Annotated in this window: 27 protein-coding genes, 1 other RNA gene and 2 pseudogenes; 13 read left to right on the top strand and 17 right to left on the bottom strand. The window is 67.6% G+C overall.

The genetic code is table 11. From position 1 onward, the window contains the following. Nucleotides 1–38: 38 nt before the first annotated feature. The 12 genes and pseudogenes from ybgC to A6A40_RS03375 form a co-directional block, all read right to left on the bottom strand. The gene (gene ybgC, locus A6A40_RS03425; RefSeq protein WP_063634118.1) at nucleotides 39–518 is read right to left on the bottom strand and encodes a tol-pal system-associated acyl-CoA thioesterase; all 480 of its coding nucleotides are present in this window, start codon (nucleotides 516–518) and stop codon (nucleotides 39–41) included. Continuing rightward, nucleotides 511–1,584, bottom strand: a complete 1,074-nt coding sequence (gene ruvB, locus A6A40_RS03420; protein ID WP_063634117.1) for a Holliday junction branch migration DNA helicase RuvB — start codon at nucleotides 1,582–1,584, stop codon at nucleotides 511–513. Before ruvB ends, ybgC begins: the two co-directional genes overlap by 8 nt. Continuing rightward, nucleotides 1,581–2,207, bottom strand: coding sequence for a Holliday junction branch migration protein RuvA (gene ruvA / locus A6A40_RS03415; protein ID WP_063634116.1), 627 nt, complete (start codon nucleotides 2,205–2,207; stop codon nucleotides 1,581–1,583). The genes ruvB and ruvA overlap by 4 nt, the downstream gene beginning before the upstream one ends. Beyond that, nucleotides 2,204–2,608: an endonuclease domain-containing protein gene (locus A6A40_RS31205; protein WP_257792286.1), complete on the bottom strand. Its 405-nt coding sequence runs from the start codon at nucleotides 2,606–2,608 to the stop codon at nucleotides 2,204–2,206. Before A6A40_RS31205 ends, ruvA begins: the two co-directional genes overlap by 4 nt. A 183-nt stretch (nucleotides 2,609–2,791) precedes the next feature. Beyond that, nucleotides 2,792–3,256 (bottom strand): annotated as a pseudogene (gene ruvC / locus A6A40_RS31200) (crossover junction endodeoxyribonuclease RuvC); the annotation flags it as partial. Between the two features lie 81 nt (nucleotides 3,257–3,337). Then, entirely contained in the window at nucleotides 3,338–4,090 is a 753-nt protein-coding gene (locus A6A40_RS03405; protein WP_063634115.1) for a YebC/PmpR family DNA-binding transcriptional regulator, read from the bottom strand. Nucleotides 4,091–4,262: 172 nt separating this feature from the next. Further along, a complete protein-coding gene (locus A6A40_RS03400) occupies nucleotides 4,263–5,087 on the bottom strand; it encodes a TIGR00282 family metallophosphoesterase (RefSeq protein ID WP_063634114.1) in 825 nt (274 codons plus the stop codon). A 22-nt stretch (nucleotides 5,088–5,109) separates the two neighbouring features. Further along, nucleotides 5,110–5,694: a 5-formyltetrahydrofolate cyclo-ligase gene (locus A6A40_RS03395; protein ID WP_063634113.1), complete on the bottom strand. Its 585-nt coding sequence runs from the start codon at nucleotides 5,692–5,694 to the stop codon at nucleotides 5,110–5,112. Between the two features lie 69 nt (nucleotides 5,695–5,763). Continuing rightward, a non-coding RNA gene (gene ssrS / locus A6A40_RS03390) (6S RNA) lies at nucleotides 5,764–5,927 on the bottom strand. Nucleotides 5,928–5,941: 14 nt separating this feature from the next. After that, a complete protein-coding gene (locus A6A40_RS03385; RefSeq protein ID WP_063634112.1) occupies nucleotides 5,942–6,250 on the bottom strand; it encodes a cell division protein ZapA in 309 nt (102 codons plus the stop codon). A gap of 4 nt (nucleotides 6,251–6,254) precedes the next feature. Continuing rightward, entirely contained in the window at nucleotides 6,255–6,479 is a 225-nt protein-coding gene (locus A6A40_RS03380) for a hypothetical protein (protein WP_063634111.1), read from the bottom strand. A gap of 152 nt (nucleotides 6,480–6,631) precedes the next feature. Further along, on the bottom strand, nucleotides 6,632–6,985 hold the full coding sequence (locus A6A40_RS03375; protein ID WP_063634110.1) for a hypothetical protein: 354 nt from the start codon (nucleotides 6,983–6,985) through the stop codon (nucleotides 6,632–6,634). 395 nt (nucleotides 6,986–7,380) lie between these two features. Here A6A40_RS03375 and tkt point away from each other — a divergent pair, with 395 nt between their 5' ends. Both tkt and gap read left to right on the top strand, forming a co-directional pair. After that, a complete protein-coding gene (gene tkt, locus A6A40_RS03370; protein ID WP_063634109.1) occupies nucleotides 7,381–9,375 on the top strand; it encodes a transketolase in 1,995 nt (664 codons plus the stop codon). A gap of 75 nt (nucleotides 9,376–9,450) precedes the next feature. Next, on the top strand, nucleotides 9,451–10,458 hold the full coding sequence (gene gap / locus A6A40_RS03365; protein WP_063634108.1) for a type I glyceraldehyde-3-phosphate dehydrogenase: 1,008 nt from the start codon (nucleotides 9,451–9,453) through the stop codon (nucleotides 10,456–10,458). Nucleotides 10,459–10,539: 81 nt separating this feature from the next. Here gap and A6A40_RS03360 read toward each other — a convergent pair whose 3' ends face one another. Further along, a complete protein-coding gene (locus A6A40_RS03360) occupies nucleotides 10,540–10,884 on the bottom strand; it encodes a type II toxin-antitoxin system HicB family antitoxin (protein ID WP_063634107.1) in 345 nt (114 codons plus the stop codon). A gap of 246 nt (nucleotides 10,885–11,130) precedes the next feature. Here A6A40_RS03360 and A6A40_RS03355 point away from each other — a divergent pair, with 246 nt between their 5' ends. The 6 genes and pseudogenes from A6A40_RS03355 to A6A40_RS03330 all read left to right on the top strand — a co-directional run bounded on the left by A6A40_RS03355 (nucleotide 11,131) and on the right by A6A40_RS03330 (nucleotide 16,253). Continuing rightward, on the top strand, nucleotides 11,131–11,577 hold the full coding sequence (locus A6A40_RS03355; RefSeq protein ID WP_063636100.1) for a hypothetical protein: 447 nt from the start codon (nucleotides 11,131–11,133) through the stop codon (nucleotides 11,575–11,577). A 110-nt stretch (nucleotides 11,578–11,687) separates the two neighbouring features. After that, nucleotides 11,688–11,933: a hypothetical protein gene (locus A6A40_RS03350; protein ID WP_063634106.1), complete on the top strand. Its 246-nt coding sequence runs from the start codon at nucleotides 11,688–11,690 to the stop codon at nucleotides 11,931–11,933. 165 nt (nucleotides 11,934–12,098) lie between these two features. Beyond that, nucleotides 12,099–13,027, top strand: a pseudogene (locus tag A6A40_RS03345) (class I fructose-bisphosphate aldolase). Between the two features lie 3 nt (nucleotides 13,028–13,030). Further along, nucleotides 13,031–13,705 carry a thiamine phosphate synthase gene (gene thiE, locus A6A40_RS03340; RefSeq protein WP_063634105.1) on the top strand — a complete coding sequence of 225 codons (675 nt, stop codon included), beginning with the start codon at nucleotides 13,031–13,033 and terminating at the stop codon, nucleotides 13,703–13,705. 55 nt (nucleotides 13,706–13,760) lie between these two features. Next, nucleotides 13,761–14,567 (top strand): TSUP family transporter, encoded by an 807-nt coding sequence (locus A6A40_RS03335; RefSeq protein WP_063634104.1) that lies wholly within the window; start codon nucleotides 13,761–13,763, stop codon nucleotides 14,565–14,567. Nucleotides 14,568–14,927: 360 nt separating this feature from the next. Beyond that, a complete protein-coding gene (locus tag A6A40_RS03330) occupies nucleotides 14,928–16,253 on the top strand; it encodes an OmpP1/FadL family transporter (RefSeq protein WP_063634103.1) in 1,326 nt (441 codons plus the stop codon). Between the two features lie 65 nt (nucleotides 16,254–16,318). Here the strand turns inward: A6A40_RS03330 and epmA are convergent, their stop codons facing one another. Continuing rightward, complete coding sequence (gene epmA, locus A6A40_RS03325) at nucleotides 16,319–17,383, bottom strand: EF-P lysine aminoacylase EpmA (RefSeq protein WP_063634102.1); 1,065 nt, start codon at nucleotides 17,381–17,383, stop codon at nucleotides 16,319–16,321. A gap of 400 nt (nucleotides 17,384–17,783) precedes the next feature. On the opposite strand from epmA, the gene efp reads away from it, so the two are divergent. The 5 genes from efp (at nucleotide 17,784) to A6A40_RS03300 (ending at nucleotide 22,785) form a co-directional block, all read left to right on the top strand. Next, a complete protein-coding gene (efp, locus tag A6A40_RS03320; RefSeq protein ID WP_063634101.1) occupies nucleotides 17,784–18,350 on the top strand; it encodes an elongation factor P in 567 nt (188 codons plus the stop codon). 97 nt (nucleotides 18,351–18,447) lie between these two features. Beyond that, entirely contained in the window at nucleotides 18,448–19,245 is a 798-nt protein-coding gene (locus A6A40_RS03315; RefSeq protein ID WP_063634100.1) for an inositol monophosphatase family protein, read from the top strand. A gap of 123 nt (nucleotides 19,246–19,368) precedes the next feature. Continuing rightward, complete coding sequence (locus tag A6A40_RS03310; protein ID WP_063634099.1) at nucleotides 19,369–20,100, top strand: OmpA family protein; 732 nt, start codon at nucleotides 19,369–19,371, stop codon at nucleotides 20,098–20,100. A gap of 60 nt (nucleotides 20,101–20,160) precedes the next feature. Beyond that, nucleotides 20,161–21,354, top strand: a complete 1,194-nt coding sequence (locus tag A6A40_RS03305) for a hypothetical protein (RefSeq protein WP_063634098.1) — start codon at nucleotides 20,161–20,163, stop codon at nucleotides 21,352–21,354. 36 nt (nucleotides 21,355–21,390) lie between these two features. Further along, nucleotides 21,391–22,785, top strand: a complete 1,395-nt coding sequence (locus A6A40_RS03300) for a peptidoglycan -binding protein (RefSeq protein WP_063634097.1) — start codon at nucleotides 21,391–21,393, stop codon at nucleotides 22,783–22,785. A 12-nt stretch (nucleotides 22,786–22,797) separates the two neighbouring features. Here A6A40_RS03300 and A6A40_RS03295 read toward each other — a convergent pair whose 3' ends face one another. The 3 genes from A6A40_RS03295 to thrC form a co-directional block, all read right to left on the bottom strand. Then, complete coding sequence (locus A6A40_RS03295; protein ID WP_082860707.1) at nucleotides 22,798–23,388, bottom strand: GNAT family N-acetyltransferase; 591 nt, start codon at nucleotides 23,386–23,388, stop codon at nucleotides 22,798–22,800. A 184-nt stretch (nucleotides 23,389–23,572) separates the two neighbouring features. Continuing rightward, nucleotides 23,573–24,832 (bottom strand): M16 family metallopeptidase, encoded by a 1,260-nt coding sequence (locus A6A40_RS03290; RefSeq protein ID WP_063634095.1) that lies wholly within the window; start codon nucleotides 24,830–24,832, stop codon nucleotides 23,573–23,575. Then, on the bottom strand, nucleotides 24,829–26,250 hold the full coding sequence (gene thrC, locus A6A40_RS03285) for a threonine synthase (protein ID WP_063634094.1): 1,422 nt from the start codon (nucleotides 26,248–26,250) through the stop codon (nucleotides 24,829–24,831). The genes A6A40_RS03290 and thrC overlap by 4 nt, the downstream gene beginning before the upstream one ends. Nucleotides 26,251–26,503 lie beyond the last annotated feature (253 nt).

The following is a 26,503-nucleotide window of genomic DNA, read 5'->3' as shown; positions in this document are numbered from 1 at the left end:
CGCTGTTGGCACGGGGAGGTGGAAGAGAAATCAGAAGATCAGGGTGGCGAAGAGGCGCTTTGCCTTGCGTACAGCGTCTCCATCGCCGCTTTCACCGGGTCCGGCAGGCGCACGGCCCGCCCGGCCCGGTTGATCGTCACCAGCTGCAGGTCGGCGCGCGCCAGCACGCGACCGTCGCGGCGGATGACTTGTGCAACTGCGAAGGAGGCACCGCGGATATCGACGATTCGGGTTTCCACTTCAAGCGTGTCCTCCAGCTTGGCAGGCGCGTCAAAATCGATGGTCAGGCGCCGTACCGCAAATGACACACCTGTGACATCGCCCGAGCCCTCGGCCATCTCTTTCTGACGGAAGCCCATCAGATAGAGCATTTCCGTGCGCGCCCGCTCCGCGAATCGCAGGTAATTGGCGTGGTAGACAATGCCGCCGGCGTCGGTGTCCTCGTAATAGACCCGCAGCGGATAGCGGTGGGTGCCGTCCTCCGCGAACCAGCCGGAGAGTGCGGGAGCGTCACTCATCGCCGTCCTCGTCCGTCGGGTCGGGAACCCGGTCCAGCAGGTCGAGCTGCCGGAGCGGCGCGTTCGGCGGGTTGAGGCCGAGATAACGGAAACCCTGGTCGGTCAGCATGCGCCCGCGCGGGGTGCGCTGCAGGAAGCCCTGCTGGATCAGGTAGGGTTCGACCACCTCCTCCAGCACGTCGCGCTGCTCTCCCAGCGCCGCCCCCAGCGTCTCCACGCCGACCGGCCCGCCGCCGTAATTGTTGGCGACAAGCCCGAGATAGCGGCGGTCCATGCTGTCGAGTCCCAGCCGGTCGACCTCCAGCCGGGTCAATGCTGCATCGGCGACGCGCTTGTCGACCTCCTCGACGCCGGCGACTGCGGCGAAATCACGCACCCGGCGCAGCAGCCGGCCCGAGACTCGCGGCGTCCCGCGCGACCGGTTGGCGATCTCGCGCGCGCCCTCGGGCGTGATGCCCATGCCGAGCACCCCGGCGGCGCGGCGCACGATCAGCTCCAGCTCGTCCGGCTCATAGAACTGCAGGCGCACGGGAATGCCGAAGCGTTCGCGCAGGGGCCGCGTGATCAGGCCGCTGCGCGTCGTGGCGCCGACAAGGGTGAAGGGCGGCAGGTCGATCCGGATGGACCGCGCCGACGGGCCTTCGCCGATGATGAGGTCGAGCTGGAAATCCTCCATGGCGGGATAGAGCACCTCTTCCACGGCGGGATTAAGGCGATGAATCTCGTCGATGAAGAGGACGTCGTGCGGCTGCAGGTTGGTCAGCAGCGCCGCCAGATCGCCGGCCCGCGCGATGACCGGCCCGGAGGTTGCGCGGAACCCCACCCCAAGCTCGCGCGCGACGATCTGCGCCAGCGTGGTCTTGCCCAGCCCCGGCGGGCCGAACAACAGCACATGGTCCAGCGCCTCGTTGCGGGATCGCGCGGCCTGAATGAAGATCGACAGGTTCTCGCGCGCCTGGCGCTGACCGATGAACTCGGCGAGCGACAGCGGACGGATCGACGCCTCGCCCGAATCGCCGTGGCCCTGACCCGGCTGGACCAGACGATCAGAATTGGGGTCGCTCATTGGCTCAGTTCCTTGAGGCCCTGGCGGATCAGATCGGACACGCCGGCGTCATCGCCCAGCACCCGCCCGGCGGCGACGACCGCGCCGAAGGCCTCCGACCGGCCATAGCCGAGATTGACCAGCGCCGACACCGCATCGGCCAGCGCCGGGCTGGCACCGGGAACGGCGGCAGGCGCACCCTTGCCGGCCGGCGCGCCCGCGCTGGCGGCGGGACCGAGCGCCAGATTGCCGACCTTGTCCTTCAGTTCGTTGAGGATGCGCGCCGCCACCTTCGGCCCGACGCCGTCGGCGCGCACCAGCGCGGTCTTGTCCTGCGACGCGATGGCGCGGGTCAGTTGGTCGGGGTCGAGCACGCCCAGGATCGACAGCGCCAGCCGGGCGCCGACGCCCTGGATGGTGGTCAGCAGCTTGAACCACTCCCGCTCGGCCTGATCGCCGAAGCCGTGCAGGACGATGCGTTCCTCGCGGATGAAGGTCTCGACCACCAGCGACACGCGCTCTCCCGTCACCATGCGCGACAGCGTGCGGTTGGAGCAGGACAGCAGGTAACCGACGCCGTTCACGTCGAGCACGACCCAGTCGGTGCCGGTGGAATCGACGATGCCGGTCAGCTTGGCGATCATGGGAACTCCCGGCCCGAGGGCTGGCTGCGAAGAATGGGGGTCTCTTCGAGACGCGCGCGGATGGTTTCCAGCACGGCGTCAAGGTTGTCGATCACGTCGGTGTTCCAGAAGCGCAGGATGCGGAAGCCGGCCTGCTCCAGCATGCGCGACCGCCTCTCGTCATGGGCGGCGCGCTGCTCGGCATGCTGGCCGCCGTCCAGTTCGACGATCAGGCGATGGTCATGGGCGACGAAGTCAGCGACGAAGCCGAGGATGGGTTCCTGCCGCCGGAATTTCGCGCCGAGCTGGGCATTGCGCAGCTTCTGCCAGACGATCTTTTCCACATCCGTGGCGTTCATCCGCAGGTCGCGCGCGCGTCCCGTTGTGTATTCAGTGGGCTTCGCTTTCGCAACCCGCGCCATATCCCCCACTTCCCCCAGGGGACTATCCCCCTCTCCCCCCCGGGGAGAGGGTCGGGGTGAGGGGGAAGCGTTGCGTGGAGTCTTGGGAGAGGCGCGCCGCGCGTCCCCCTCACCCTGCCCTCTCCCCGGGGGGGAGAGGGTTTGTCGCGGCGCTTCGGCGTTCTTCCGCCACATCGTCCAGCTTGCGCGGTGGTGCGCGTGGCAGATCGCCACGGCCAGCGCATCGGCGGCGTCCGGCGAGCCGATCTCGCAGCCGGGCAGCAGCAGGCGCACCATTGTCTGGACCTGCGCCTTCTCGGCGCGGCCCTGGCCGACGACCGCCTTCTTCACCATGTTGTTGGCGTATTCCGCCACCGCCAGCCCGGCCTGGGCCGGCACCAGCAGCGCCACGGCGCGGGCCTGACCCAGCTTGAGCGTCGAGACCGCGTTGCTGTTGACGAAGGTCTCCTCCACCGCCGCCTCGTCGGGGCGGTAGCGCTCCACCACCGCCGACAGGGCGTCGTGGAGCTGCAAAAGCCGCTCGGCCAGCGGACAGGAGTCGTCGGAATGCACCGCGCCGTCGGCGACGTGGCTCAGACGGTTGCCCGCCACGTCGATGATGCCCCAGCCGGTGTGGCGCAGACCGGGGTCGATCCCCAGCAGCCGCACCGGCGAAGGCATCGCCGCATCAGTTCGTCCTGCCCGCGCAAACACGGCACCCGCTCTCCGCCTGCAAGACCCGCGTCGATGTTACGCGGTCAGCTTCTGCATCAGCTCGTCGGAGATGTCGAAGTTGCCTTCGACCACCTGGACGTCGTCGTTGTCCTCCAGCACGTCCAGCAGCTTCAGCAGGCTGGCGGCGGCATCCTCGCTCGGTGCGACGGTGTTCAGCGGACGCCAGGTCAGGCGCGCGCTTTCCGCCCCGCCGAACTTGGCCTCCAGCGCATCGCGCACGGCGCCGAAATTCTCGACCGTGCTGGTCACCTCATGGCCGTTCTCGTCGGATTCGACATTGTCGGCACCGGCTTCCAGCGCCACCTCGAACATGGCATCGGCATCCGCCGCGGCCGCCGGGTAGAAGATCGCGCCGACGCGGTTGAACATGAAGCTGACCGAGTTGGTCTCGCCCAGGCTGCCGCCGTACTTGGTGAAGCTGGAGCGCACTTCCGCGGCGGTGCGGTTGCGGTTGTCGGTCAGCGCCTCGACGATGAGCGCGACACCGCCGGGGCCATAGCCCTCGTACCGCACCTCCTCGTAGTTCGCGTCGTCGCCGCCGCCGGGCGTGCCCTGCTTGATGGCGCGGTCGATGCGGTCGCGCGGCATGTTCTGGACGCGGGCGGCCAGGATGGCGGCGCGCAGACGCGGGTTGGCCGCCGGGTCCGGCAGGCCGCTCTTGGCGGCCACGGTGATTTCGCGGGCGAGCTTGTTGAAGATCTTGGACCGCTTGGCGTCCTGCGCGCCCTTGCGGTGCATGATGTTCTTGAACTGGGAATGACCGGCCATGGGTCGAACGAGCCTCGAAACGGAAAATGGTCAATCGGGCGGGGTGAGCGCACGACACATGTAACAGGTCTGCCGCCCCACCGCACCTTTTCGGCGCGGGAGACGACACCCACGGGATTAGAAAGTCAATATGGCGAGATTGCGGCGCGGCCGGGGTCGAGCCGTGAACGCCCTACTGCATCCGTTCCGGCAAGGTCTGGCTCAGGCGCCCGCCGATGCGCAACGGCTCGATACGCACGGCCAGCCCGGTGCGGTCGTCGGTCTCGACATAGCAGCCGCAGACGGTGCCCTCCCCTTCCGCCGGGGACAGCCGCTCGGTGGGCAGCTTCCGCACCATCTTGGCCAGCGCCACCTCCTTCTTCATGCCGATGGCGCTGTCGTAGTCGCCGCACATACCGGCATCGGACTGGTAGGCGGTGCCCTTCGGCAGCACCATGTGGTCGGCGGTCGGCACATGGCTGTGGGTCCCCACCACCAGCGAGGCGCGGCCGTCGCAGAAATGGCCCATGATCATCTTCTCGCTGGTTGCCTCGCCATGCATGTCGATCAGCACGGCATCGACGCCCCCCGGCCCCAGGCGATGCGCCTTCAGCACCCGATCGACCGCGGCGAACGGATCGTCCATCGGTTCCATGAACAGGCGCAGCAGCACGTTCACCACCAGCACCTTGCGCCCGCCGCGCGCCTGGAGCAGCACATGGCCGCGGCCCGGCGTGCCCTCCGGGTAGTTCACCGGGCGGACGATGCGCGGCTGCTGCTCGATGGTGGAGACCAGTTCCTTCTGGTCCCAGCTATGGTTGCCCAGCGTCACCACGTCGATGCCGGCCTCGAAGAACTCCTCGGCGATCTTGACGGTAACGCCATAGCCGCCGGCGGCATTCTCGCCGTTCACCACGGTCAGGTCGGGGTCCAGCTTCTCGCGCAGCATCGGCATGTGCGCCAGCACCGCCTCGCGCCCGGCCCGGCCCACCACATCGCCGAAGAACAGAATCCGCATCGCCCCAACCTTCCCGGTAATCTCACTTGTGAATGCGGAGCGTTTCCCGCTCCGTCACGATCCAATCCAGCCGCTCGTCGTGGCGGTCGACCGGCACCGCCGGCATCTCCTGCACCGCGAAGGCGATGCCCACCGCCAGAACCGCCCCACCCGCCCGCAGCCTGTCCAGCGTCCGGTCGTAATAGCCGGCGCCATAGCCCAGACGGTGCCCGTTGCGGTCATAGGCCAGCATCGGCACCAGCAGAAGCGACGGGCGCAGCACCGCGCGCCCGTCGGCCGGCTCCCTGATGCCATAGCGGCCAACGGCCATCGGCGCTTCCGGATCCCAGTCGCGAAAGACCAGCGCGGTGCCGCGCGGTCCCGAAACCGGCAGGGAAACCGGATGCCCTGACTGTTTAAGATGAAGCAAAGCCGGCCGGGCGTCGAGTTCGGAGCCGAGCGGCCAATACCCGCCGACGGCCCCCTGCGGCAGATGCCCGTCCGCCGCCAGTTCGGCGATGCGGCGGCACACGGCGGCGGATGCGGTGGGACGGTCGGAGTCGGCAACGGCGTCGCGCCGGACGCGCGCCTCGCGTCGGGCGGCGTCCTTGGCTTGCGGATCGGTCATCGCGGACTGCACACAAGGGGGAGAAAGAGGGCGCCCCGGGAAGAAGGGTGACCCTGGGAAAGAGGGGTGGAAGGTGCCGCCTCGGCCGGTGGCCATGTGCCTATCCTCCATGGCCTGCATGAGCAGGTGGGCGCCGTGTACCCGGCCCGATGGGCCGGACAGGGACAGCTCCCTAGAGATCAAGGTTATCGGCCCTGGGGATTATTGCAGCCTGTCGAACCAGGCAGCGGTCCTTCCGAAACCCAATCTAGGCGCGCTCGAGCCGCGCGGCAACCTCTTCGATGCGTTTTGCGACACGATCGAGTTCGCCGACCACCGCGCCTTCATCGATGGCGGGCGCAATTCCCTTGCCGGACATCACATCCTGCAGTTCATCGGCCAGCACCAGGCAGGTCATCAGCATCATCTGCGCCTCCGACCCGCTGCGGCCGCCACCGGTCAGCCGGCGCAGCCGGTCGTCCACATAGGCGGCCAGTTCGCGCAGCCGCGGCTCCTGTCCATCCTCGCACAGCATGCGGTAGAGGCGGCCGTTCACCTCGATGTCGACCTGGGGCATGACGTCAGCTCTCCAACACATGTTGCAGGCGGGCGATGGCGACCTCCAACCGCTGGGACACTGCCTCCGCCGTTGCCTGGGCGGTCGCCCGCTCCGCCCGCGCCGTCTCCAGCGCCTGCGCCATTTCCTGCTCGCGCCGGCCGACCCGTTCCTCACGGGCGGCGGCGGCATGGTCCAGACGCTCCACGGCCCGGCCGAGGCGGTCGATTGCGGCTTTCAGAGTGTCCATGGGCAAAGACGGCCCTTGATCTGCCATGACGATGCGCCGGATCGTCGCCGACCGGTCCAGCTAGAGTTGGGCAGCCGGCGGCGCTGCGTCAACCGTCATTCGCCGCGGCGGGGCCGGACGGGACGCCGCGGCCCGCCGGCGGCCGGACAGGTTCAGACCAGCCCACCCTCGATTTCGAGCGCTTCCCCGCCCTCATGCAGGTCTTCCATGTCCGCCACAGCCTCGCCGACGACGGTGCGCCGGGAATCCTTCCTGTGCAGCAGGTTGCCGAGTTCCTCAATCTCGATCACCTCGAAGACGGCACCGCCGAAGACGAGGCCGCGGATAACCCAGGCCAATACGGAATCCTCCTGTTTCCGTCGCGGCGTGTTGGCGACCAGGACCGTGTCCGGGCTGTCCACGGGCATCGGGTTGACGCCCCCCGGCCCATAGAAGCCCTTGGCATGCAGCGCGTGGACCGACTCGTCGGCGACCAGCCCATAGACCGGTCCGGGGGCTTCGTTCACCAGGACGGACGGTGTTCCGGCGGCAGATCGTATAGACCGCCGACCGTTCGGGCTGAGCGCCGAAAGGGCTTCAACGACCCGCCGGCAAGGCGATAAATTGTTTTGATATTCATATCTTCTCGCAATCGCTCGGGCGGCCGAAACAATTCTTCTCACTTTGGTTGATTGCTTCACGGATTTTTCGCCGCATCGGTGCATGCCCGGCCTCGCGCATGCCATCCCATCGCACCTTCCCAGCCATGCCCGCGCCTATCCCATTCCCATGTTGACCTGCGGACGACGGTTCTGCATGGTGCGCCCGTTTCGCGGCGCCTCTTCCGGCGACCGCGCCACACCCGTTGACTTGGCATCGTCGCCGACGCCGCAACCGCGCCCGACCCCGCAGGAAACGCCAGATGTCCGCTGCCTCCGCCCAGCCCTCCCTCCACACGATGGCCAGCGCGATCCGCGCGCTCTCCATGGACGCGGTCGAGGCCGCGAAGTCCGGCCACCCGGGCATGCCGATGGGCATGGCCGACGTCGCCACGGTCCTGTTCACGCAGTTCCTGAAGTTCGATCCGAAGAACCCGACCTGGCCCGACCGCGACCGCTTCGTGCTGTCGGCCGGCCACGGCTCGATGCTGCTCTACTCGCTGGCCTATCTGACCGGCTACGAGCGGATGACCATCGACCAGATCAAGCGCTTCCGCCAGCTGCACAGCCTGACCCCCGGCCACCCGGAGGTCGACCCCAGCCTCGGCATCGAGATGACCACCGGCCCGCTGGGCCAGGGCGTCTCCACCGCCGTCGGCATGGCGCTGGCGGAGCGGATCACGAACGCCCGCTTCGGTGACGAGCTGATCGACCATTACACCTACGTCATCGCGTCGGACGGCGACCTGATGGAGGGCGTCAGCCACGAGGCCTGCTCGCTGGCCGGCCATCTCGGGCTGAACCGCCTGATCGTGCTGTGGGACGACAACCACATCTCGATCGACGGCACGACCGACCTCAGCTTCACCGACGACACCCAGGCGCGCTTCCGCTCCTACGGCTGGAACACCATCGCCGTCGACGGCCACGACACCGACGCCGTGTCGAAGGCCATCGCCCAGGCCCGCACCTCCACCGACAAGCCGACGCTGATCGCCTGCCGCACCATCATCGGCAAGGGCGCGCCGAACAAGGCCAACAGCCACGCCTGCCACGGTTCGCCGCTGGGCGCCGACGAGATCGCCGCGACCCGCGCCGCCATCGGCTGGACCCATGAGCCCTTCGTCGTTCCCGACGACGTGCTGTCCGCCTGGCGCGCCGCCGGCACCCGCAGCGCCGACGCCTACTCCGCCTGGAGCAGCCGCCGCGCCACCCTGAGCGCCGAGGCCGGCAAGGCCTTCGACGAGGCCTTCGGCCATGGCGTGCCGAGCGCGCTGGCCGACACCGTCGTCGCCTTCAAGCAGAAGATCAGCGCCGAGAAGCCGAGCTGGGCGACCCGCGTCGCCTCCGGCAACACGCTGGAAGTGCTGGTGCCGGCGATTCCGGAGATGGTCGGCGGCTCCGCCGACCTGACCCCGTCGAACAACACCAAGGTCAAGAACACCGCCGACGTGAAGGGCAAGGGCGAGTTCGCCGGCCGCTACGTCCGCTACGGCGTGCGCGAGCACGGCATGGCGACGCTGATGAACGGCATGACGCTGCATGGCGGCATCATCCCCTACGGCGGCACCTTCATGCAGTTCGCCGACTATTGCCGTCCGGCGATCCGTCTGGCCGCGCTGATGAAGCAGCGCACCGTCTTCGTGATGACCCACGATTCCATCGGTCTCGGCGAGGACGGCCCGACCCACCAGCCGGTCGAGCATCTGGCGGCGCTGCGCGCCATCCCGAACCTGCTGGTCCTGCGCCCGGCCGACGCGGTCGAGACCGCCGAATGCTGGCAGATCGCGCTGGAGGCCACCGGCTCCCCGTCGGTGCTGGCGCTGACCCGCCAGAACGTCCCCACCCTGCGCACCGAGCACACGGCGGAAAACCTGTCGGCCCGCGGCGCCTACGTGATCGTCGAGGCCGAGGGCGAGCGCAAGGCGACAATCCTCGCCACCGGTTCGGAAGTGTCGCTGGCGGTTGAGGCCCGCAAGGTCCTGCAGGCCCAGGGCATCGGCACCGCCGTTGTGTCTATGCCGAGTTGGGAACTGTTCGAGCGCCAGGACGACGCTTACAAGGCTTCCGTGCTCGGCACCGGCGTGCGCGTCGGCGTCGAGGCGGCGATCCGTCTGGGCTGGGACCGCTGGCTGGGCGACAAGGGCGCCTTCGTCGGCATGTCCGGCTTCGGCGAATCGGCCCCCTACCAGGAACTGTACAAGCACTTCGGCATCACCGCCGAAGCGGTCGTGGACGCCGTCAAGGCGCGCCTGTAAGGCGCGCGTCTCTGAGAGAAGCCGAAGGGGCGTCCAGCAGAATTCGGGCGCCCCAATATCCAACTGGAGGAAGTCATGGCTGTACGGGTAGCGATCAACGGTTTTGGCCGCATCGGCCGTCTGGTTCTGCGCGCCATCTACGAGAGCGGCCGCAAGGACGTCGAGGTCGTGGCGATCAACGACCTCGCCGATCTGAAGGCCAACGCTCACCTGCTGAAGTATGACAGCGTCCACGGCCGCTTCCCCGGCACCATCGAGACCGGCGAGGGCGTGCTGATCGTCAACGGCCACTCCATCAAGGTCGTTCAGGAGCGTGACCCGGCCAAGCTGCCGTGGAAGGATCTCGGCATCGAGATCGCCATGGAATGCTCGGGCATCTTCACCAAGCGCGCCGACGCCGCCAAGCATCTGGAAGCCGGTGCGCAGAAGGTGCTGATCTCGGCCCCGGCGACCGACGAGGACATCACCGTCGTCTACGGCGTCAACCACGACAAGCTGACCGCCGAACACAAGATCGTCTCCAACGCCTCCTGCACCACCAACTGCCTGGCCCCGGTCGCGCATGTCCTCCACAATCTGGTGGGCATCGAGAAGGGCTTCATGACCACGATCCACTCCTACACGGGTGACCAGCGGATCGTCGACACCAACCACAAGGACCTGCACCGCGCCCGCGCCGCGGCCCTGAACATGATCCCGACCTCGACCGGCGCGGCCAAGGCGGTCGGCAAGGTTCTGCCGGAGCTGAAGGGCAAGCTGGACGGCACCGCGATGCGCGTGCCCACCCCGAACGTGTCGGTCGTCGACTTCAAGTTCACCGCCGGCCGCGCCACCTCGGTCGAAGAGATCACCAAGGCGATCTCCGACGCCGCCAACGGCCCGCTGAAGGGCGTGCTGGGCGCCTACACCGAGGAGTTGGTTTCGACCGACTTCAACCATGATCCGCACAGCTCGATCTTCGCGCTGAACGAGACCAAGGTCATCGACGGCAACTTCGTCCGCATCATGACCTGGTACGACAACGAGTGGGGCTTCTCCAACCGCATGAGCGACACCGCAGTCGCCATGGCGAACGCCAAGTAAGCCCTGCATCGGCAGGAAAAGGGCGCCTTCCCACGGGAAGGCGCCCTTTTTTATGCGAAGCGGCCGGAATTTTGCGGCTCCTCAGCCAGCCTTCACCTTCGCCACCCCGGCAGCCCGGCCCAGGCATTCGGCAATCCAGGCCGACAGGCTCTTGCCCTCGCGGGCGGCACAATCGGCGACGGCCCGGTGCAGGATGGGGTTGACGCGGATGGAGAGCCGGCCGGAGAAAGGCTGCTCCCCGTCCCCGCCCATGTCGCAGGACAGGTCGAGATAATCGTCCACCGCGCGGCGAAAAGACTCGCGCAGCTCGTCCACAGAGCGGCCTGTGAAGGTGATGCCGTCGTGGGTGTTGATGACCTCGCCAACGAAGACGCCCGCGTCATTGTCGAAGTCGATCTGGGCCTTGTAACCCTTGTATTCCATCATCGCGGCATTCCCGAGGGATCGATTCCCATGAAACGGACCCCGGCGCGCTGGCACCCTGTCCCCAGAGATTGGGTCCGATGCGACCAACCATACTCCGGGACCGCGATCACAGGGTTTGACCTGCCTCAATTCTCTCAACCGCAGGATCGCGCCCCCCGGATCTCCGATTCACCCGTTCCGGCCGCAACCGGCCACGGCTAACATGCGCCGCCCTTTCCCGCTGCCGCGATGTGCCTGGACCTGCCGATGACCGCCTCTCCGCAATGCCGGCCCATCCTGATCCGCGGGCTGGACGACGCCCTGGCAGCCGCAGCCGCCGTCGGCTCGACCGGAATGCCGCTCGTGCTGATGGCTCCGCCTGCGGCCGGCGCCCTGTGGCTGAATGGGGTGGTGGAACGGGTCCGCAAGGCCCATCCGGAGCTGGAGGTCACCGGCCTGCTCGATTGCGGCGACCGCGCCGGAGAGGCGCAGGCGGCGCTGGCGTCCGGCTCGAGGCTGGTCCTGTTCACCGGCAGACCCGACATGGCGGACCGATTGGCTGCAATCGCCGTTGCCCGCGGCGGGGTGCTGCTGACCAAATGCCCGGCAATTCTCGACCTTGGCGCCGTCACAGCCGCTGAAGGACGGGGGCTGCACCGCACCGCCGTGCTGGAGGCCCTATGCCGCGACTGGCTGGCACGCGAGCAGGGTTAAGCCGGGACTACCGCTTTTTCGCACAGCCTCGCCGCGCAAAGGTGGTGTAACGTCACGTAAGGATATCTTTGTGACACAGCACCCTCCCTCCGATGCCGGATGACTTGCCCATGAGCATCACCTCGCTGACCACGCCGGCCCCGGCGATCGCGCAACCTCGCCATCCGGGGCACGCCGCAAGCGTCCGGCCGGCGGACCGAAGCGGGCTGGGGTCCGCAGGCCCCGGCGACGGTCCGGAGAAGATGCGCGGCGTCCGCCTGCTGGCGGTCTGGATCGGATTGACGGCGGGGGCCTGGGCGGTGCTGGGCGGTGCCGGCTATGGGTTGTACATCGCACTGCACACCCTTCTGCCCTAACCCCTTGGGCGGGTGCGACACTCACCATGCGGGCACGGCCCCTCCGCATGCCCTAGGCCGTTCAGACGCGGCAAATGGCCGCTTTATGCCCCTCCCACCGTTGCAAAACGGCCGAATACGGGCTAAGACGGCGCCATTCCAAGAATGCCCCAGGGAAGAGCCACAATGAAGCTCACGCGCCGCGTCAAAGACATTCTCGCCAACTACGAGAGCGACAATCCCGGCACCAAGGCGAACCTCGCCCGCATCCTGATGGAAGGCAAGCTCGGCGGCACCGGCAAGCTGGTGATCCTGCCGGTCGACCAGGGCTTCGAGCACGGGCCCGCCCGCAGCTTCGGCCCCAACGATGCCGGCTATGATCCGCACTACCACTACCAGCTGGCCATCGACGCGGGCTGCAACGCCTACGCCGCTCCCCTGGGCTCGCTGGAAGCCGGCGCCGGCACCTTCGCCGGGTCGATCCCGCTGATCCTGAAGATGAACAGCGCCAACTCGCTGTCCACCCAGAAGGAAAACGCCGACCAGGCCGTCACCGCCTCGGTCCAGGACGCGCTGCGCCTGGGCTGCTCGGCCATCGGCTTCACCATCTATCCCGGCTCCGACTCGATGTACAACCAGTACGAAGAGTTCCGTGAGCTGTCGAAGGAAGCCAAGTCCTACGGCCTCGCCACGGTCCTGTGGTCCTACCCGCGCGGCGGCGCCGTCACCAAGGATGGCGAGCTGGCCATCGACGTGATCGGCTACGCCGCCCACATGGCCGCGCTGCTGGGCGCCCACATCATCAAGGTGAAGCTGCCGTCGGCTCATCTGGAACAGGCGGAAGCCAAGAAGGTCTACGAGTCCAAGAACATCCCGATCGCCACCCAGGCGGAGCGGGTGAAGCACATCATGCAGTGCACCTTCAACGGCCGCCGCATCGTGGTCTTCTCCGGCGGCGCCACCAAGGGCGAGGATGCGGTGTTCGAGGACGCGCGCGCCATCCGTGACGGCGGCGGCAACGCTCGATCATCGGCCGCAACGCCTTCCAGCGCCCGCGCGAGGACGCCCTCAAGCTGCTCGACCGGATCATGAAGATCTACCAGGGCCGGGAGTAAAACTTGGCCAAGGGAAAGCCGGTGCAGGCGGAACCTGCCGCCTGCCGTCTGTACCTCGTGACGCCGCCGGCCCTGGAGCCGGCGGCGTTCGCGCCGCTTCTTCGGGAAGCGCTGGACGCCGGCGATGTCGCCTGCGTGCAGCTCCGCCTCAAGGACTGCTCCGAGGACGACATCCGTCGCGCCTGCGATGCTCTGCGCCCGATCGCGCAGGAGCGGGACGTCGCCTTCATCCTGAACGACCATCCGCGCCTTGCGCGGGAGACAGGCTGCGACGGCGTCCATGTCGGGCAGCAGGACACGCCCTTTCGCGATGCCCGCAAGATTCTGGGCAACGACGCCATCGTCGGCGTCACCTGCCATGACAGCCGCCATCTCGCCATGATCGCCGGCGAGGAGGGGGCCGATTACGTCGCCTTCGGCGCCTTCTTCCCCACCACCACCAAAACGGCCGAGTACAAGGCGGAGCCGGAGCTGCTGAGCTGGTGGTCGGAGCTGATGGAGGTCCCCTGCGTCGCCATCGGCGGCATCACCGCCGACAATTGCACGCCGCTGGTCACCGCAGGCGCCGACTTCCTGGCCGTGGTCAACGCCGTCTGGGGCCATCCTCAAGGACCGGGCGCCGGGGTCCGGGCGCTGAATGCCGCCATCGAGGCGGCGCTTGCCGGTTCGGCCGACTGAGCGTACATATTCCGCCCCTGCCGGCCGGCACCCCTAAGCGGACTTTCCTAGGATCATGGATCTTCTGACGCCCGAGTCGCTGGGCATCCTGTTCGCCGTCGGCCTGCTGGCCGGCTTCGTCGATTCCATCGCCGGCGGCGGCGGCCTTCTGACCATTCCCGCCCTGCTGGCCGCGGGACTGTCGCCGGCCGAGGCGCTGGCCACCGGCAAGCTGCAGTCCAGCTTCGGATCGCTGTCCGCCACCATCAAGTTCGTCCGCCGGGGCGAGGTCAATCCGGCGGCGATGCGCACGATGATCCTCTGCACCTTCATCGGCGCGGGAGCCGGTGCCACGCTGGTGCAGATGCTGGATCCCAGCTTCCTGCGCGACGTCATTCCCATCCTGCTGATCGGCATCGCCATCTATCTGCTGCTGTCGCCCAAGGCCGGCGATGTCGACGCCCACCAGCGCATCGGCGAGCATGCCTTCGCACTGAGCATCGGGACCGGAATCGGCTTCTACGACGGCTTCTTCGGGCCGGGCACCGGCACCTTCTTCGCCATCGCCTTCGTCTCGCTGCTGGGCCACAATCTGCGCAAGGCGACCGCCCACACCAAGGTGCTGAACCTGACCAGCAACGTGGCGTCTCTGCTGTTCTTCATCATCGGCGGCCATGTGCTGTGGACGATTGGGCTGCTGATGGGGGTGGCCCAGTATATCGGCGCCCAGGTCGGCGCCCATATGGTGATCCGCAACGGCGCCCGAGTCGTCCGTCCGATGCTGGTCGTCGCCTCCGTCGTGATCACCGCCAAGCTGGTGTGGAGCGACGAGCACAACATCCTGCGCGAGTGGTTCGCCGCCGCCGTGGCCTGGGTCGCCTGACGCGCCGGGGTCTGCCGGCGCTTTTTCTCCACTGAAATCACTGGATACAGCGTCGTGCGTTTAATATGAAACGCACGACGCTGTAGCTTTATGTTTGGCGATCGGATTCGCGCTCCAAATCGATCCCGATTTTACGCGATCCGATCTAATTCCGCCGCAAGGCGGCGCCCCGGCCGGAGAGCCTTCTCCCGCCGGTGATGCCGCTCTGCGGCCACTTTTCTTTTCCGGCTTTTGGAACCGATGCAGGGCCGCAACACTGCTTGTGCAGCCAACAAAAAACGGCGGGCCACTCTTTACGTAAGCGTCAGTTTATGTATCATTGCGTCAATAACACAATTTGGGGAAGGAACCATGTCTCCGATGACGCTCAAGACCCGCCTGATGACCGCCGCTGCCGCCATTGCGGTAACCGCACCGATCGCGACCGCCTCGACCGCGTTCGCCGCCGGATTTGCGTTGAAGGAGCAGAGCGTATCGGGCCAGGGCACCGCCTATGCCGGCGTGACGGCCGGCGGCAACGGCGATGCCAGTTCCATGTTCTACAATCCGGCGACCATGGGCCTGGTCACGGGAATCGAGGCGGTGCAAACCGCCACCGGCGTCATCGTCAAGTCGAAGGTCGACAGCGCCAGCGCCACCCGCGCCCAGCGGCTGGGCGGGACCGCGATCAGCGGCAACGCCTCGCCCGGCGACATCGCGCAGGACGCCATCGTCCCGGCCGGCTATTTCGTCTATTCGATCGACGACGACCTGAAGGTCGGCCTGTCGGCCAACGGCCCCTGGGGTCTCGTCACCGATTACGGCGACAGCTGGATCGGCCGCTATCACGGCATCCGGTCGGACCTGCGCACCTACAACTTCGTGCCGACGGTGTCGTACCGGATCAACCCGATGATCATCATCGGCGGCGGCGTGCAGATCCAGTACGCCAAGGCCAAGCTGTCGCAGTCCTCCGACTTCGGCGCCAGCCGCCTGGGCCGTCCGGGCGCGCTCGACGTCAAGAGCGACGTGACCGGCGATGATTGGGGATGGGGTGTCTCCCTGGGCGCCCTCATCGAACCGGTGAAGGGCACGCGCATCGGCATCGGCTACCGATCGGCGGTCAAGCACTCTCTGACCGGCAACATCTCCTTCACCGGTCTGCCGGCATCGCTGGCCGGCGCCCTGCCCTCCCAGGCGGCCAATGCCGACCTGATCACGCCGGAAATCGCCTCCATCGGCCTCTACCACGAGGTGAACGACCGCTGGGCGGTGATGGCCGACGTGCAGTGGACCAACTGGTCGCGCTTCAAGGAACTGCGCGTCAACATCGCCAACCCGGCGCTCAACTCCCTGACGGAGGAGCACTGGAAGGACACCTGGTACTACGCGCTCGGCACCTCCTACAAGGTGACCGACAAGCTGACGCTGCGCGGCGGCATCGCCTTCGACAAGGGCGCGGTCGACGTCGAATACCGCACGCCCCGCATTCCGGAGCAGAACCGCTACTGGTTGTCGGTCGGCGCCGGCTATCAGGTGACGGACAGTCTGCGCGTGGACGCCGCCTACTCCCACGTCTTCGTGCCGAAGGCCTCGGTCAACCTGACCGACGACCTGACCGGTGCCGAGGCCGGCCGCGGCAACCTGACCGCCGAGTACAAGAGCAGCATCGACCTGATCGGCCTGCAGGCGAAGTTCACGTTCTGAGGGTGATTGCCCTCTCCCCTTCCAAGGGCCCCCCTCCCCCCTTGGGGAGAGGGGGATACCCACCCTCACACCCCCGCCACCGGCAGCCACAGCACCTGCTCGATGCTCTCCGCGCCGCTGCACAGCATCGCCAGCCGGTCGAATCCCATGGCGATTCCGCTGCTCTGCGGCATGCCATGTTCCAGCGCCGCCAGGAAATCCTCGTCCACCGGGAAGCGCTCCCCGTAAAGACGCTCCTTCAACTCCATGTCGGCTTCGAAGCGGGCACGCTGCACCGCCGGATCGGTCAGCTCCCCGAAGGCGTTCGCCAATTCCAGGCCGCAGGCATACAGCTCGAACCGTTCGGCCAGACGCGGATCCTCCGGTTTCGGCCGCGACAGCGCCGCCATGCACAGCGGATAATCGGTCAGCACGCAAGGCACCCCGTCGCCAAGATGCGGCTCGATCCGGTCGAACATGATGCGGAACACGATGTCTTCCCAGCGGTCGCCCTCATGCGGGGCGATGCCGATGCGCGCGGCCTCCGCCGCCAGGGCCGCCGGATCGGGATCATGACTGCCGTCATAGGTCGCCATCAGATCGATGCCGGCATACTCGCGAAAAGCGTCCGGCACGGTCAGCACCCGCCAGACCCCGAATGGATCGCAGGTCATGCCGCGGAACGCGAAGCTCCGCCGCCCGGCGGCTTCCGCCCCGGCGCGCAGAAGCTCCTGGCAATCCGCGATCAGGGTGCGATAGCCCTCGCCCGCGCGATACCATTCCAGCATCGAGAATTCCGGCGCGTGCGTCCCCGACCGTTCGCCGTTGCGGTAGACATGCGCCAGTTGCCAAAGCCGCGGCACGCCAGCGACCAGCAGCTTCTTCATCGCGAACTCGGGGCTTGTGTGCAGGTAGAGGGGCCGGCGGTCGTCCGGATGCGGTCCCTTCAGTTCGGTGGCGAAGGCCTGGAGATGCGGCTCCATTCCCGGAGACACCTGCAGGGCCGGCGTGTCGACCTCGACGAAGGCAAGCTCCTCGAACACACGGCGGACGGCGTTCAACACCCGGCCGCGCGCCGCCAGATAGGGACGGCGGCGGACCAGCGCCTCGGGGTGCCAGGGCGGAAGCTCGGTGGGTCGGTGGGCAGGCATGCGGCGCGCTCATCTGGAAAGTCGAAAGGGGTGCGGGCGCATCAGAACATCCACGGGCGGCGTACTCAAGCCGGGTTGCCAATGGTCACAGCGGCATCGCACCCGCCGGCCGGTTTTGCAGCACGCGCATACCGCCGGGAATGACCTCGTGCTACTCTCCCCAGGCAGACAGCCGAACCCTTGCCGCTGCGGATGGAACGGTGAACGGAGGCCGGGCGGATGTTTCAAACGTCTCATTGCTGGAGCGATTCTAAATCCAAGGCGCGATTTGCCCCCGGACGGCAAAGAATCGCACGCAGACGGCCCGGATCGCACGCCGTTACCGTTCCGCGCCGTTGCCTATGGGCGGTCAAGCTGGTAGGGTCCGCGCCGCCCTGATTCTGGAATTCACGAGTACGCCATGAAGGTCAATGCCAACACGATGCGCCCCGGCCATGTGCTGGAGCACAACGGTAAGCTCTGGGTCATCACCAAAACCGCCATCGTGCAGCCCGGCAAGGGCGGCGCCTTCATCCAGCTGGAAATGAAGGACGTTCGTACCGGCAACAAGTCGATCGAGCGGTTCCGCACCCAGGAGACCGTTGAGCGCGCTCGCCTGGACGAGCATGAGATGACCTTCCTCTTTGCCGAAGGTGACAGCTTCACCTTCATGGACAAGGAGAGCTTCGAGCAGGTCGCCATTCCGCGCGACATCATCGGCGAGCCGGCCGTCTTCCTGCAGGACGGCATGGAAGTCACGGTGCAGAGCCACGAAGGCTCGCCGCTGGGTGTCGAGATCCCCGGCAAGGTCACGCTGCTGATCACCGAATCCGACCCGGTGGTGAAGGGCCAGACGGCCTCTTCCTCCTACAAGCCGGCCAAGCTGGAAAACGGCGTGTCGATCCTGGTTCCGCCGCACATCGAGGCCGGGACCCGCGTCGTCGTCGACACCGCCACCGGCGAGTATGTCGAGCGCGCGAAGGACTGATCCTTCCCAGGTCCGTCCTGCCATCACCGGTCTTCGCCAAGCGCGGAGGCCGGTGTATTGTTTTCTGGTTCCTGCATAAAACGGTACACCAACACCCATGGCCACCCGCTCCGCTCTCATCAACGTCATGGTCCGCGCCGCCGAAAAGGCCGCCCGGGGTCTCGTCCGCGACTTCGGCGAGGTCGAACACCTCCAGGTGTCGCGCAAGGGGCCGGCCGACTTCGTGTCCGCCGCCGACCTGAAGGCCGAACGCACCCTGCGCGAGGAACTGCAGAAGGCGCGTCCCGAATTCGGCTTCCTGATGGAGGAGAGCGGCGCGTCCAAGGGCAGCGACGCCGAGGCGCGCTGGATCGTCGACCCGCTCGACGGCACCACCAACTTCCTGCACGGCCTGCCGCACTGGGCGATCTCCATCGCTGCCGAGCGGAATGGCGAGATCGTCGCCGGCGTCATCTACGCCCCCATCGGCGACCAGCTGTTCTGGGCCGAGAAGGGGGCCGGCGCCTTCGTCAATCACACCCGCCTGCGTGTCTCCGAACGCCGCCGGCTGGAAGATTGCGTGATCGCCACCGGCATCCCCTTCAAGGGCCGCGGCGACCACGCCACCTTCCTGAAGGAACAGGAAGCGGTGATGAAGGAGGTCGCGGGCATCCGCCGCTTCGGCGCCGCCTCGCTCGACCTCGCCTACACCGCCGCCGGCCGATTCGACGCCTATTGGGAACGCGGGCTGTCTCCGTGGGACTGCGCGGCCGGCGTGCTGATGGTCACCGAAGCCGGCGGTTTCGTCGGCGAGATCGAGGGTGGCCGCAATCCCGTCTTCACCGGCAACGTTCTCGCCGCCAACAGCCACCTCCAGGTCCCGGTCGCCCGCCTGCTGAAGTCCGCCAAGGGCTGAGCACCGCTTCCGCACCGATCCGCCCGCCCTGCCCCACACCGGGGCGGGACGGATGAGCGGTTGTGGCTGGTGCGATCGATAGGCTATGGTTTGCACGACAAGGGTTTAACGGGACGCATCGTTTTGGGCCGCTGGGGACACGCCGACCGCAGACACCGTGCCATCGCCGCCGCGCTGTGCGCGGCCTGGGCGCTGCATCCTGCCGCTCTGTCGGCGGCGGCTCCGGCCGATCTTCGGACAGCCGCCGGCCTGACACTTGAAAATGCGGTTCCGCTGTCGGTGCCGCCGCACCCGAACCTGCGCACACCGCCGGCCGTCAAGGCGCCACCGCGCCTTGTACTGCCGCAACCGTTGGAAGCGCCTCCCCCGCCGGAGATGACCGAGGGTCCGGCCCAGCCGGTCGCCAATCGGCCGGCGGCTCCGTCCGCCCCTGCCGTCACCGCCGCGCCCGCACCGACCGTGCCGCCGGCTGCCCCGCGGACCGACACTGCGGCCCTGCCCCCTCCCTCCGAAGCGGCACCCCCTGAGGCGAGTCTGCCCCCTTCGGGCGTTTTGAGCCTTGTGTTCCCGGCCGACGTCACCAATCTGCCGGATACCGCCGACGCCACCGTCGACAGGATCGTCGAACGGCTGCGCGCCAGCGACACCGCCCGCTTGCAGTTGCGCTCCTACGCCAGCGGCACCGCCGACACGGCGCGAGAGGCCCGGCAGCGGTCACTCGCCCGCGCTCTGGCCCTGCGCGAGCGGCTGACCGCCTTCGGCATCCGCAGCAGCCGGGTCGATGTCCGTGCGCTGGGTCTCGACGAAGCAGGCGGAACGCCGGATCGCATCGATGTTGTCTTCTTGAACGAATAGCGCTCCGCCCGTGGGCCCATCCCTGGGCAAGGTCTGATCGGAACACCCCTTCGGAGCATCATGACCGCCACGACCCCGACGACCCGACCGCTGGAGGTATCCTCCCTCATGACACGCCCGGAGCGGTTCCTGACCCGGATGATCCTGTTCCTGGTGGTGGTCGGTGCCGTGTGCGGACTGCTGTTCCCGGCCTTGCGCGCCGCCTTCCTGAACAATGCGCCGTTGAACGGCGTCATCCTGGCGACGCTGCTGGCCGGCATCGCCTTCATCTTCCGTCAGGTCCTGATGCTGCGCCCCGAAGTGGCGTGGCTTGAGCAGTATCAGAGCGGCGTCGCCCCCGCCTCGCTGCAGGAACCGGTGCTGCTGGCCCCGATGGCCCGCATGCTGGGGGAGCGGCGCGGCCGGCTGACCCTGTCGGCGCTCTCGATGCGCTCGCTGCTGGACGGCATCGCCTCGCGGCTGGACGAATCGCGGGAGCTGTCGCGCTACCTGATCGGCCTGCTGATCTTCCTCGGCCTGCTCGGCACCTTCTGGGGCCTGCTTCACACAGTTCAGTCGGTGGGCGGCGTCATCGGCAGCCTGTCGGTGCAGGGCGGCGACGTCGGCACCATGTTCTCCCATCTGCAGCAGGGGCTGGAAGCGCCGCTGGTCGGCATGGGAACGGCCTTCTCCTCCTCGCTGTTCGGCCTTGCCGGGTCGCTGGTGCTGGGTTTCCTGGAACTCCAGGCCAGCCAGGCCCACAACCGCTTCTTCCAGGACCTGGAGGACTGGCTGTCGAGCGCCACCCGGCTGTCGAGCGGCGCGGCCGGCGGACTCGAGTCGGGCGATCATGCCGCCTCCGCCTACCTGACCGCCCTGCTGGAGCAGACCGCGGAGAATCTCGACTCCCTTCAGCGCACCGTCGCCACCGCCGAGGAAGGCCGGCGCGCCGCCAACGCCAACCTGATGGCGCTGACCGAGCGGCTGTCGAGCCTCACCGACCATATGCGGGCCGAACAGCAGCTTCTCCTGCGGCTGGGCGAGAACCAGCTGGAGGTGAGGAGCCTGCTCGATCGGCTGGCGGAGACCGCGGGCGGCGGCTTCGACGACGCCTCGCGCCAGCATCTGCGCAACATGGACATCTATCTCGCCCGCATCGTCGAGGAGTCTTCCAACGGCCGTGTCCAGGCGGTGCAGGAGATCCGCAGCGAGATCAAGCTGCTGGCCCGCACCATCGCCGCATTGGCCGAAGAAGCCGACCAGCAGCAGCGCTGACGTCGAAAACACCGAAGCCCAACGCCGGGAGCCCTCATGGCCAGCATCAGCCGCCGCAACGGCCATCGCGACGCCAGCGCCTGGCCGGGCTGGGTCGACGCCCTGTCGTCTTTGGTGATGGTCGTCATCTTCCTGCTGATGGTCTTCATCGTCACCCAGTTCTATCTCGCCACCGCCCTGACCGGCCGTGACGAGCAATTGACGGTCCTCAACCGCAAAATCGCGGAGATGAACGACCTGCTGGCGATGGAGCGGGAGGCGAACGCCGATCTCCGCGTCAACATCACCCAACTGTCGACCGAGCTGCAGACCTCAGTCACCGCGCGCGACGACATGACCCTATCGCTGAGCCAGTTGCAGGAGGACCGCGACCGCACCGCCCGCACTCTGGAGGAGCTGCAGCGCAACGTCCGTGTCGACCGCGACTCCCTTGACCTCAAGCTAAGGGAAATCCTCAGCCTGCAGGCCGACATCAAGGCTCTGCGCGAGACGCGGCAAAAGCTGGAAGGCGAGCTGGCCTCCGCCGCTGCCGCCGCCAAGCTGACCGAACAGCAGCGTCAGTCCCTGCTGGCGGAACTCGGCACCACCCGCGACCGGGCGAAGGCGCTGGAGTCGGAACTTGCCTCCGCCGCCGAGAAGACGATGCTGGCGCAGAAGGAGATCGACCAGCGCGACATCCGGCTGAAGTCGCTCGAGTCGCAGCTGACCGACAGCCGCACCCAGGCCCAAAAAGATTTGGAGCAGCGCGACATCCGCATCCGCGACCTGATGGCCTCGCTGACCGGCGAGCAGGCCGAGGGCACGCGAAGCAAGCAGCAGATCGACCTGCTGAACCAGCAGCTTCTAGCGCTCCGCGAACAGCTGGCGCGCATCGGGGCGGCACTGGAGGTGTCTGAGAAGGCCTCGGCCGAGCAGAAGGTTCAGATCGCGGAACTGGGCGCCCGGCTCAATCAGGCACTCGCCGCCAAGGTGCAGGACCTCGCCCGCTATCGGTCCGAGTTCTTCGGCCGGGTCCGCGAGGCGCTGGGCAACCGGCCGGACGTGCGGATCGTCGGCGACCGTTTCGTCTTCCAGTCGGAACTGCTGTTCCCGTCGGGCTCGGCAACCTTGGAAGAGGCCGGGAAGCAGCGGCTGGCCGATCTCGCCCGCACCCTGATCGAGATCGGCAAGGCGATCCCATCCGACATCAACTGGGTCCTGCGGGTGGACGGCCATACCGACATCAAGCCGGTGCGATTCCAGTTCGCCTCCAACTGGGAACTGTCTTCGGCACGCGCTCTGTCGGTGGTGAAGTTCCTGGTCGACCAGGGCATCCCGCCCGAACGGCTGGCCGCCGCCGCTTTCGGCGAGTTCCAGCCCATCGAACCCGGCACCTCGGACGAGGCGCTGGCGAAGAACCGGCGGATCGAGATCAAGCTGGACCAGCGATAGGGACCGGAGGGCTCAGCCCTTCCATTCCTCGCGCAGGATGGCGTAGAGGACATGGTCGCGCCATGCGCCGTCGATGCGCAGATAGCCGCGGGCATAGCCTTCGTGGCTGAAGCCGACCTTTTCCAGCAGGCCGCGGCTCGGCAGGTTGGTCGGCAGGCAGGCGGCCTCGACCCGGTGCAGGCCGAGCTGGCCGAAGGCGAACTCCAGGACCAGCCGGGTGCCGCCAGACACATAACCGTTGCGGGCATAGGGTTGGCCGGCCCAATAGCCGAGCGTCCCCATCTGGGCCACGCCGCGCCGGATGTTGGTCAGACCCAGCCCGCCGACCAGGGCATCGGTTCCCCGGTCGAAGATCAGGAAGCTGTAGCCGAGATCGTCCCGCCACTCCTGGGCCTGCCGCCGCAGCCGCCGGGCGAAGGCCGCTCGCGTCAGGGCGTCTGCCGGCCATGTCGGCTCCCAGGGGGTCAGGAAGGCGCGCGAGGCGGCGCGGAGGTCGGCCCATTCGCGCCAGTCGCGTGGCAGCGGCGGCCGGATGTAGCAGTGCAGCCCGTCGAGCCGGATCGCGGGCGGGCTGATGAGGCCGCTGCCGAGCAGGCGGATCATCGCAATTCCGGGGTGGTCGGCCCCCTCCCTAACCCTCCCCCACCTTCGGTGGGAGAGGGAACTGCCGCCTCATCGCAAACATCCCCTCTCCTGCGATCGGATCGGTCTTCGACCGACCGAGGGCGGGGGAGTGAGTGACCCGCGGCGAAGCCGTGGGAGGGAGGGGGCACCGCAGCCGCCATCGTCAGGCGAGACGCTCCGCGATGCGGTCGTAGCTTTCGAGCTTGCCGATCGGGCCGAGAGCGGCGACGGTCGGGCGGCTGGCACGCAGTCGGCTGGTGGCCTTGACCACGGCGTCGCGGTCGACGCCGTCGATCTTCGCCACGATCTCTTCCACCGGAACCGGGCGGTCGTAGATCAGGATCTGCTGACCCAGCTGCTCGCAACGCGACATCGAGCTTTCCAGCGCCATCAATGTCCCGGCCTTCAGCTGGGCGCGGGCGCGGGCAACCTCGTCCTCGGTGACGTCGGCGCCGACCTTGGCGATCTCGTCGCAGACGACGGGAATCAGTTCCGCCACCTCGTCCTCGCCGGTGCCGGCATAGACGCCGAACAGGCCGCCGTCATGGTAGCCGCCGGTGAAGGTATAGATGGAATAGACCAGCCCGCGCTTCTCCCGCACCTCCTGGAACAGGCGGGACGACATGCCGCCGCCCAGCAGGGTCGAGAGAACCGAGTGGGCGTAGAAGTCCGGATCGTGCACGCCTACCCCGTCGAAGCCGAGCACGAGGTGCATCTGCTCCAGGTCGCGGTCCTCGCGGAAGTCGCCGCCGGTGTAGCGGGCGGTTTCCGGCTTGGGCGGAGCGCCGCTCGGCAGGTCACCGAAGGCCTTCATCGCGAGATCGACCATGCGGTCATGCTCGATCCGGCCGGCGGCGCTCAGCACCATGCCGGGCGCGCCGTAATGGCCGGCGATGTAGTCGACCAGCGCCTCGCGCGGCAGCGTGCCGACGATCTCCGCCGAGCCCAGCACCGGGCGGCCGATGGCCTGCCCCGGATAGGCGGTCGACTGGAAATGGTCGAAGATGATGTCGTCGGGCGTATCGGCGCTCTGCCCGATCTCCTGCAGCACCACCGTGCGCTCGCGCACCAGTTCCTCGGCGTCCAGCGTGGAGTGCTGGATCATGTCGGACAGGATGTCGAGCGCCAGCGGCGCATCCTCGTGCAGGACCTTGGCGTAATAGGCGGTCTGCTCGCGGGTGGTGTAGGCGTTCAGCTGCCCGCCGACATTCTCGATCTCCTCGGAGATGCGGAAGGCGGACCGGCGCCGGGTGCCCTTGAACAGCATATGCTCGACGAGATGGGCGACGCCGTTGACGCTCGCCGCCTCGTTGCGGGTGCCAACCCCGACCCAGCAGCCGAGAGACACGGACTGCACGTCGGGCATGGTGTCGGTCGCGACGCGAAGCCCGTTGGGCAACGTCGTCACACGAATGGAACTCATGCGGCCTCCTGGGCGGCGCGGGCGCGCGCGATGACAAAGTCCTGGACCGCCGCCAGATCGTTCGGCAGGTCGGACAGGCGCTCCTCGCGCACATAAAGATCGGACAGACGCGGCGGCAGCTCCGGCCGGCGGCCGGTCGCCTTTTCCACCGCGTCGGGGAACTTGGCGGGATGGGCGGTGGCGAGAACCACCATGGGAACGGACGGATCGACCCGGCCGGCCGCGACCGCAGCCTTGGCCGCCCCGATGCCGACCGCGGTGTGCGGGTCGAGCAGATAGAGGCTGCCCTTCCAGACCTCGGCGATGGTCGCCATGGTGGCGGCCTCGTCCACGCGGTGGCCGGAGAAAATGGCCAGCGCGCGGGCGAGCTGCACGTCGGTCACCGCGAACTTGCCCTCGGTGCGGAAGCGGTTCAACGCCTCGGTCACGGCGGCGCCGTCGCGGTCGAGCAGGTCGAACAGCAGCCGTTCGAAGTTGGAAGAGATCTGGATGTCCATACTGGGAGACAAGGTAGGCACGACGGGCGCCGCGACCATGCTCCCGCTGGCGAAAAAGCGCGCCAGGATGTCGTTGCTGTTGGAGCCGACCACCAGCGTCTCGATCGGCAGCCCCATGGCGCGGGCGCCATAGGCGGCATAGACGTTGCCGAAATTGCCGGTCGGCACGGTGAAGGCCAGCTTGCGGTCGGGGGCGCCCAGCGCCACCGCGGCGGTGAAGTAATAGACGATCTGGGCCATGATGCGGGCCCAGTTGATCGAGTTCACCGCCGACAGCCCCATCCGGTCGCGGAAGGCACCGTCGTTGAACATCGCCTTCACGAGGTCCTGGCAATCGTCGAAGGTGCCGTCCAGCGCGATGTTGTGGACGTTGGACGACAGCACGCTGGTCATCTGCCTGCGCTGCACCTCGGACGTGCGGCCCTTGGGGTGCAGGATGAAGATGTCGACGTTCTGGCGGTCGCGGCAGGCCTCGATGGCGGCCGATCCGGTGTCGCCGGAGGTGGCGCCGACGATGGTCACCCGCTGCCCGCGCTTGGCCAGCACATGGTCGAACAAGCGGCCGAGCAGTTGCAGCGCCACATCCTTGAAGGCCAATGTCGGCCCGTGGAACAGCTCCAGCACCCAGGTGGTCGGGTCGACCTGCACCAGCGGAGTCACCGCGGCATGGTCGAAGCTGGCATAGGCGTCACGGACGATGGCGCGGAACTCGTCCTCGGCGATGGAACCGCCAAGGAAGGGCAGCATCACGCGGACAGCGATCTCACTGTAGGGCAGACCGCGCAGGGCGCGGATGTCGTCGGCCGTGAATTGCGGCCAGGTTTCCGGCACATAGAGGCCGCCGTCGCGCGCCAGCCCGGCCAGGAGGACGTCTTCAAAACCCAGGACCGGGGCCGCGCCCCGCGTGCTGACGTACCGCACCGCTTACACTCCGTCCGATGAAGTGGGCATAGTTAGCGAGGACCCTGCCCGCACGCAAGCGGTGCGGGACGCACGGCGCATATTCCCCGATGGTAGGCCGCCTGCGGTTCCTGATCGGGTGGTGAAAACCGGCGGAGCATCTTTCCGGCCAGCGATCAGCACCTCAATCGAATGGATCGCTCGAGACGCCAAAATACAACCATAGGATACGTCCGGCGAAGTGATGGGATCCGTCCCTTTCGTCGTCTTAATC

The organism is Azospirillum humicireducens (genome assembly GCF_001639105.2).
GTDB lineage: Bacteria > Pseudomonadota > Alphaproteobacteria > Azospirillales > Azospirillaceae > Azospirillum > Azospirillum humicireducens.
Note: the sequence above shows the minus strand (reverse complement) of the source record. Positions and strands in the feature narration are given on the sequence as shown.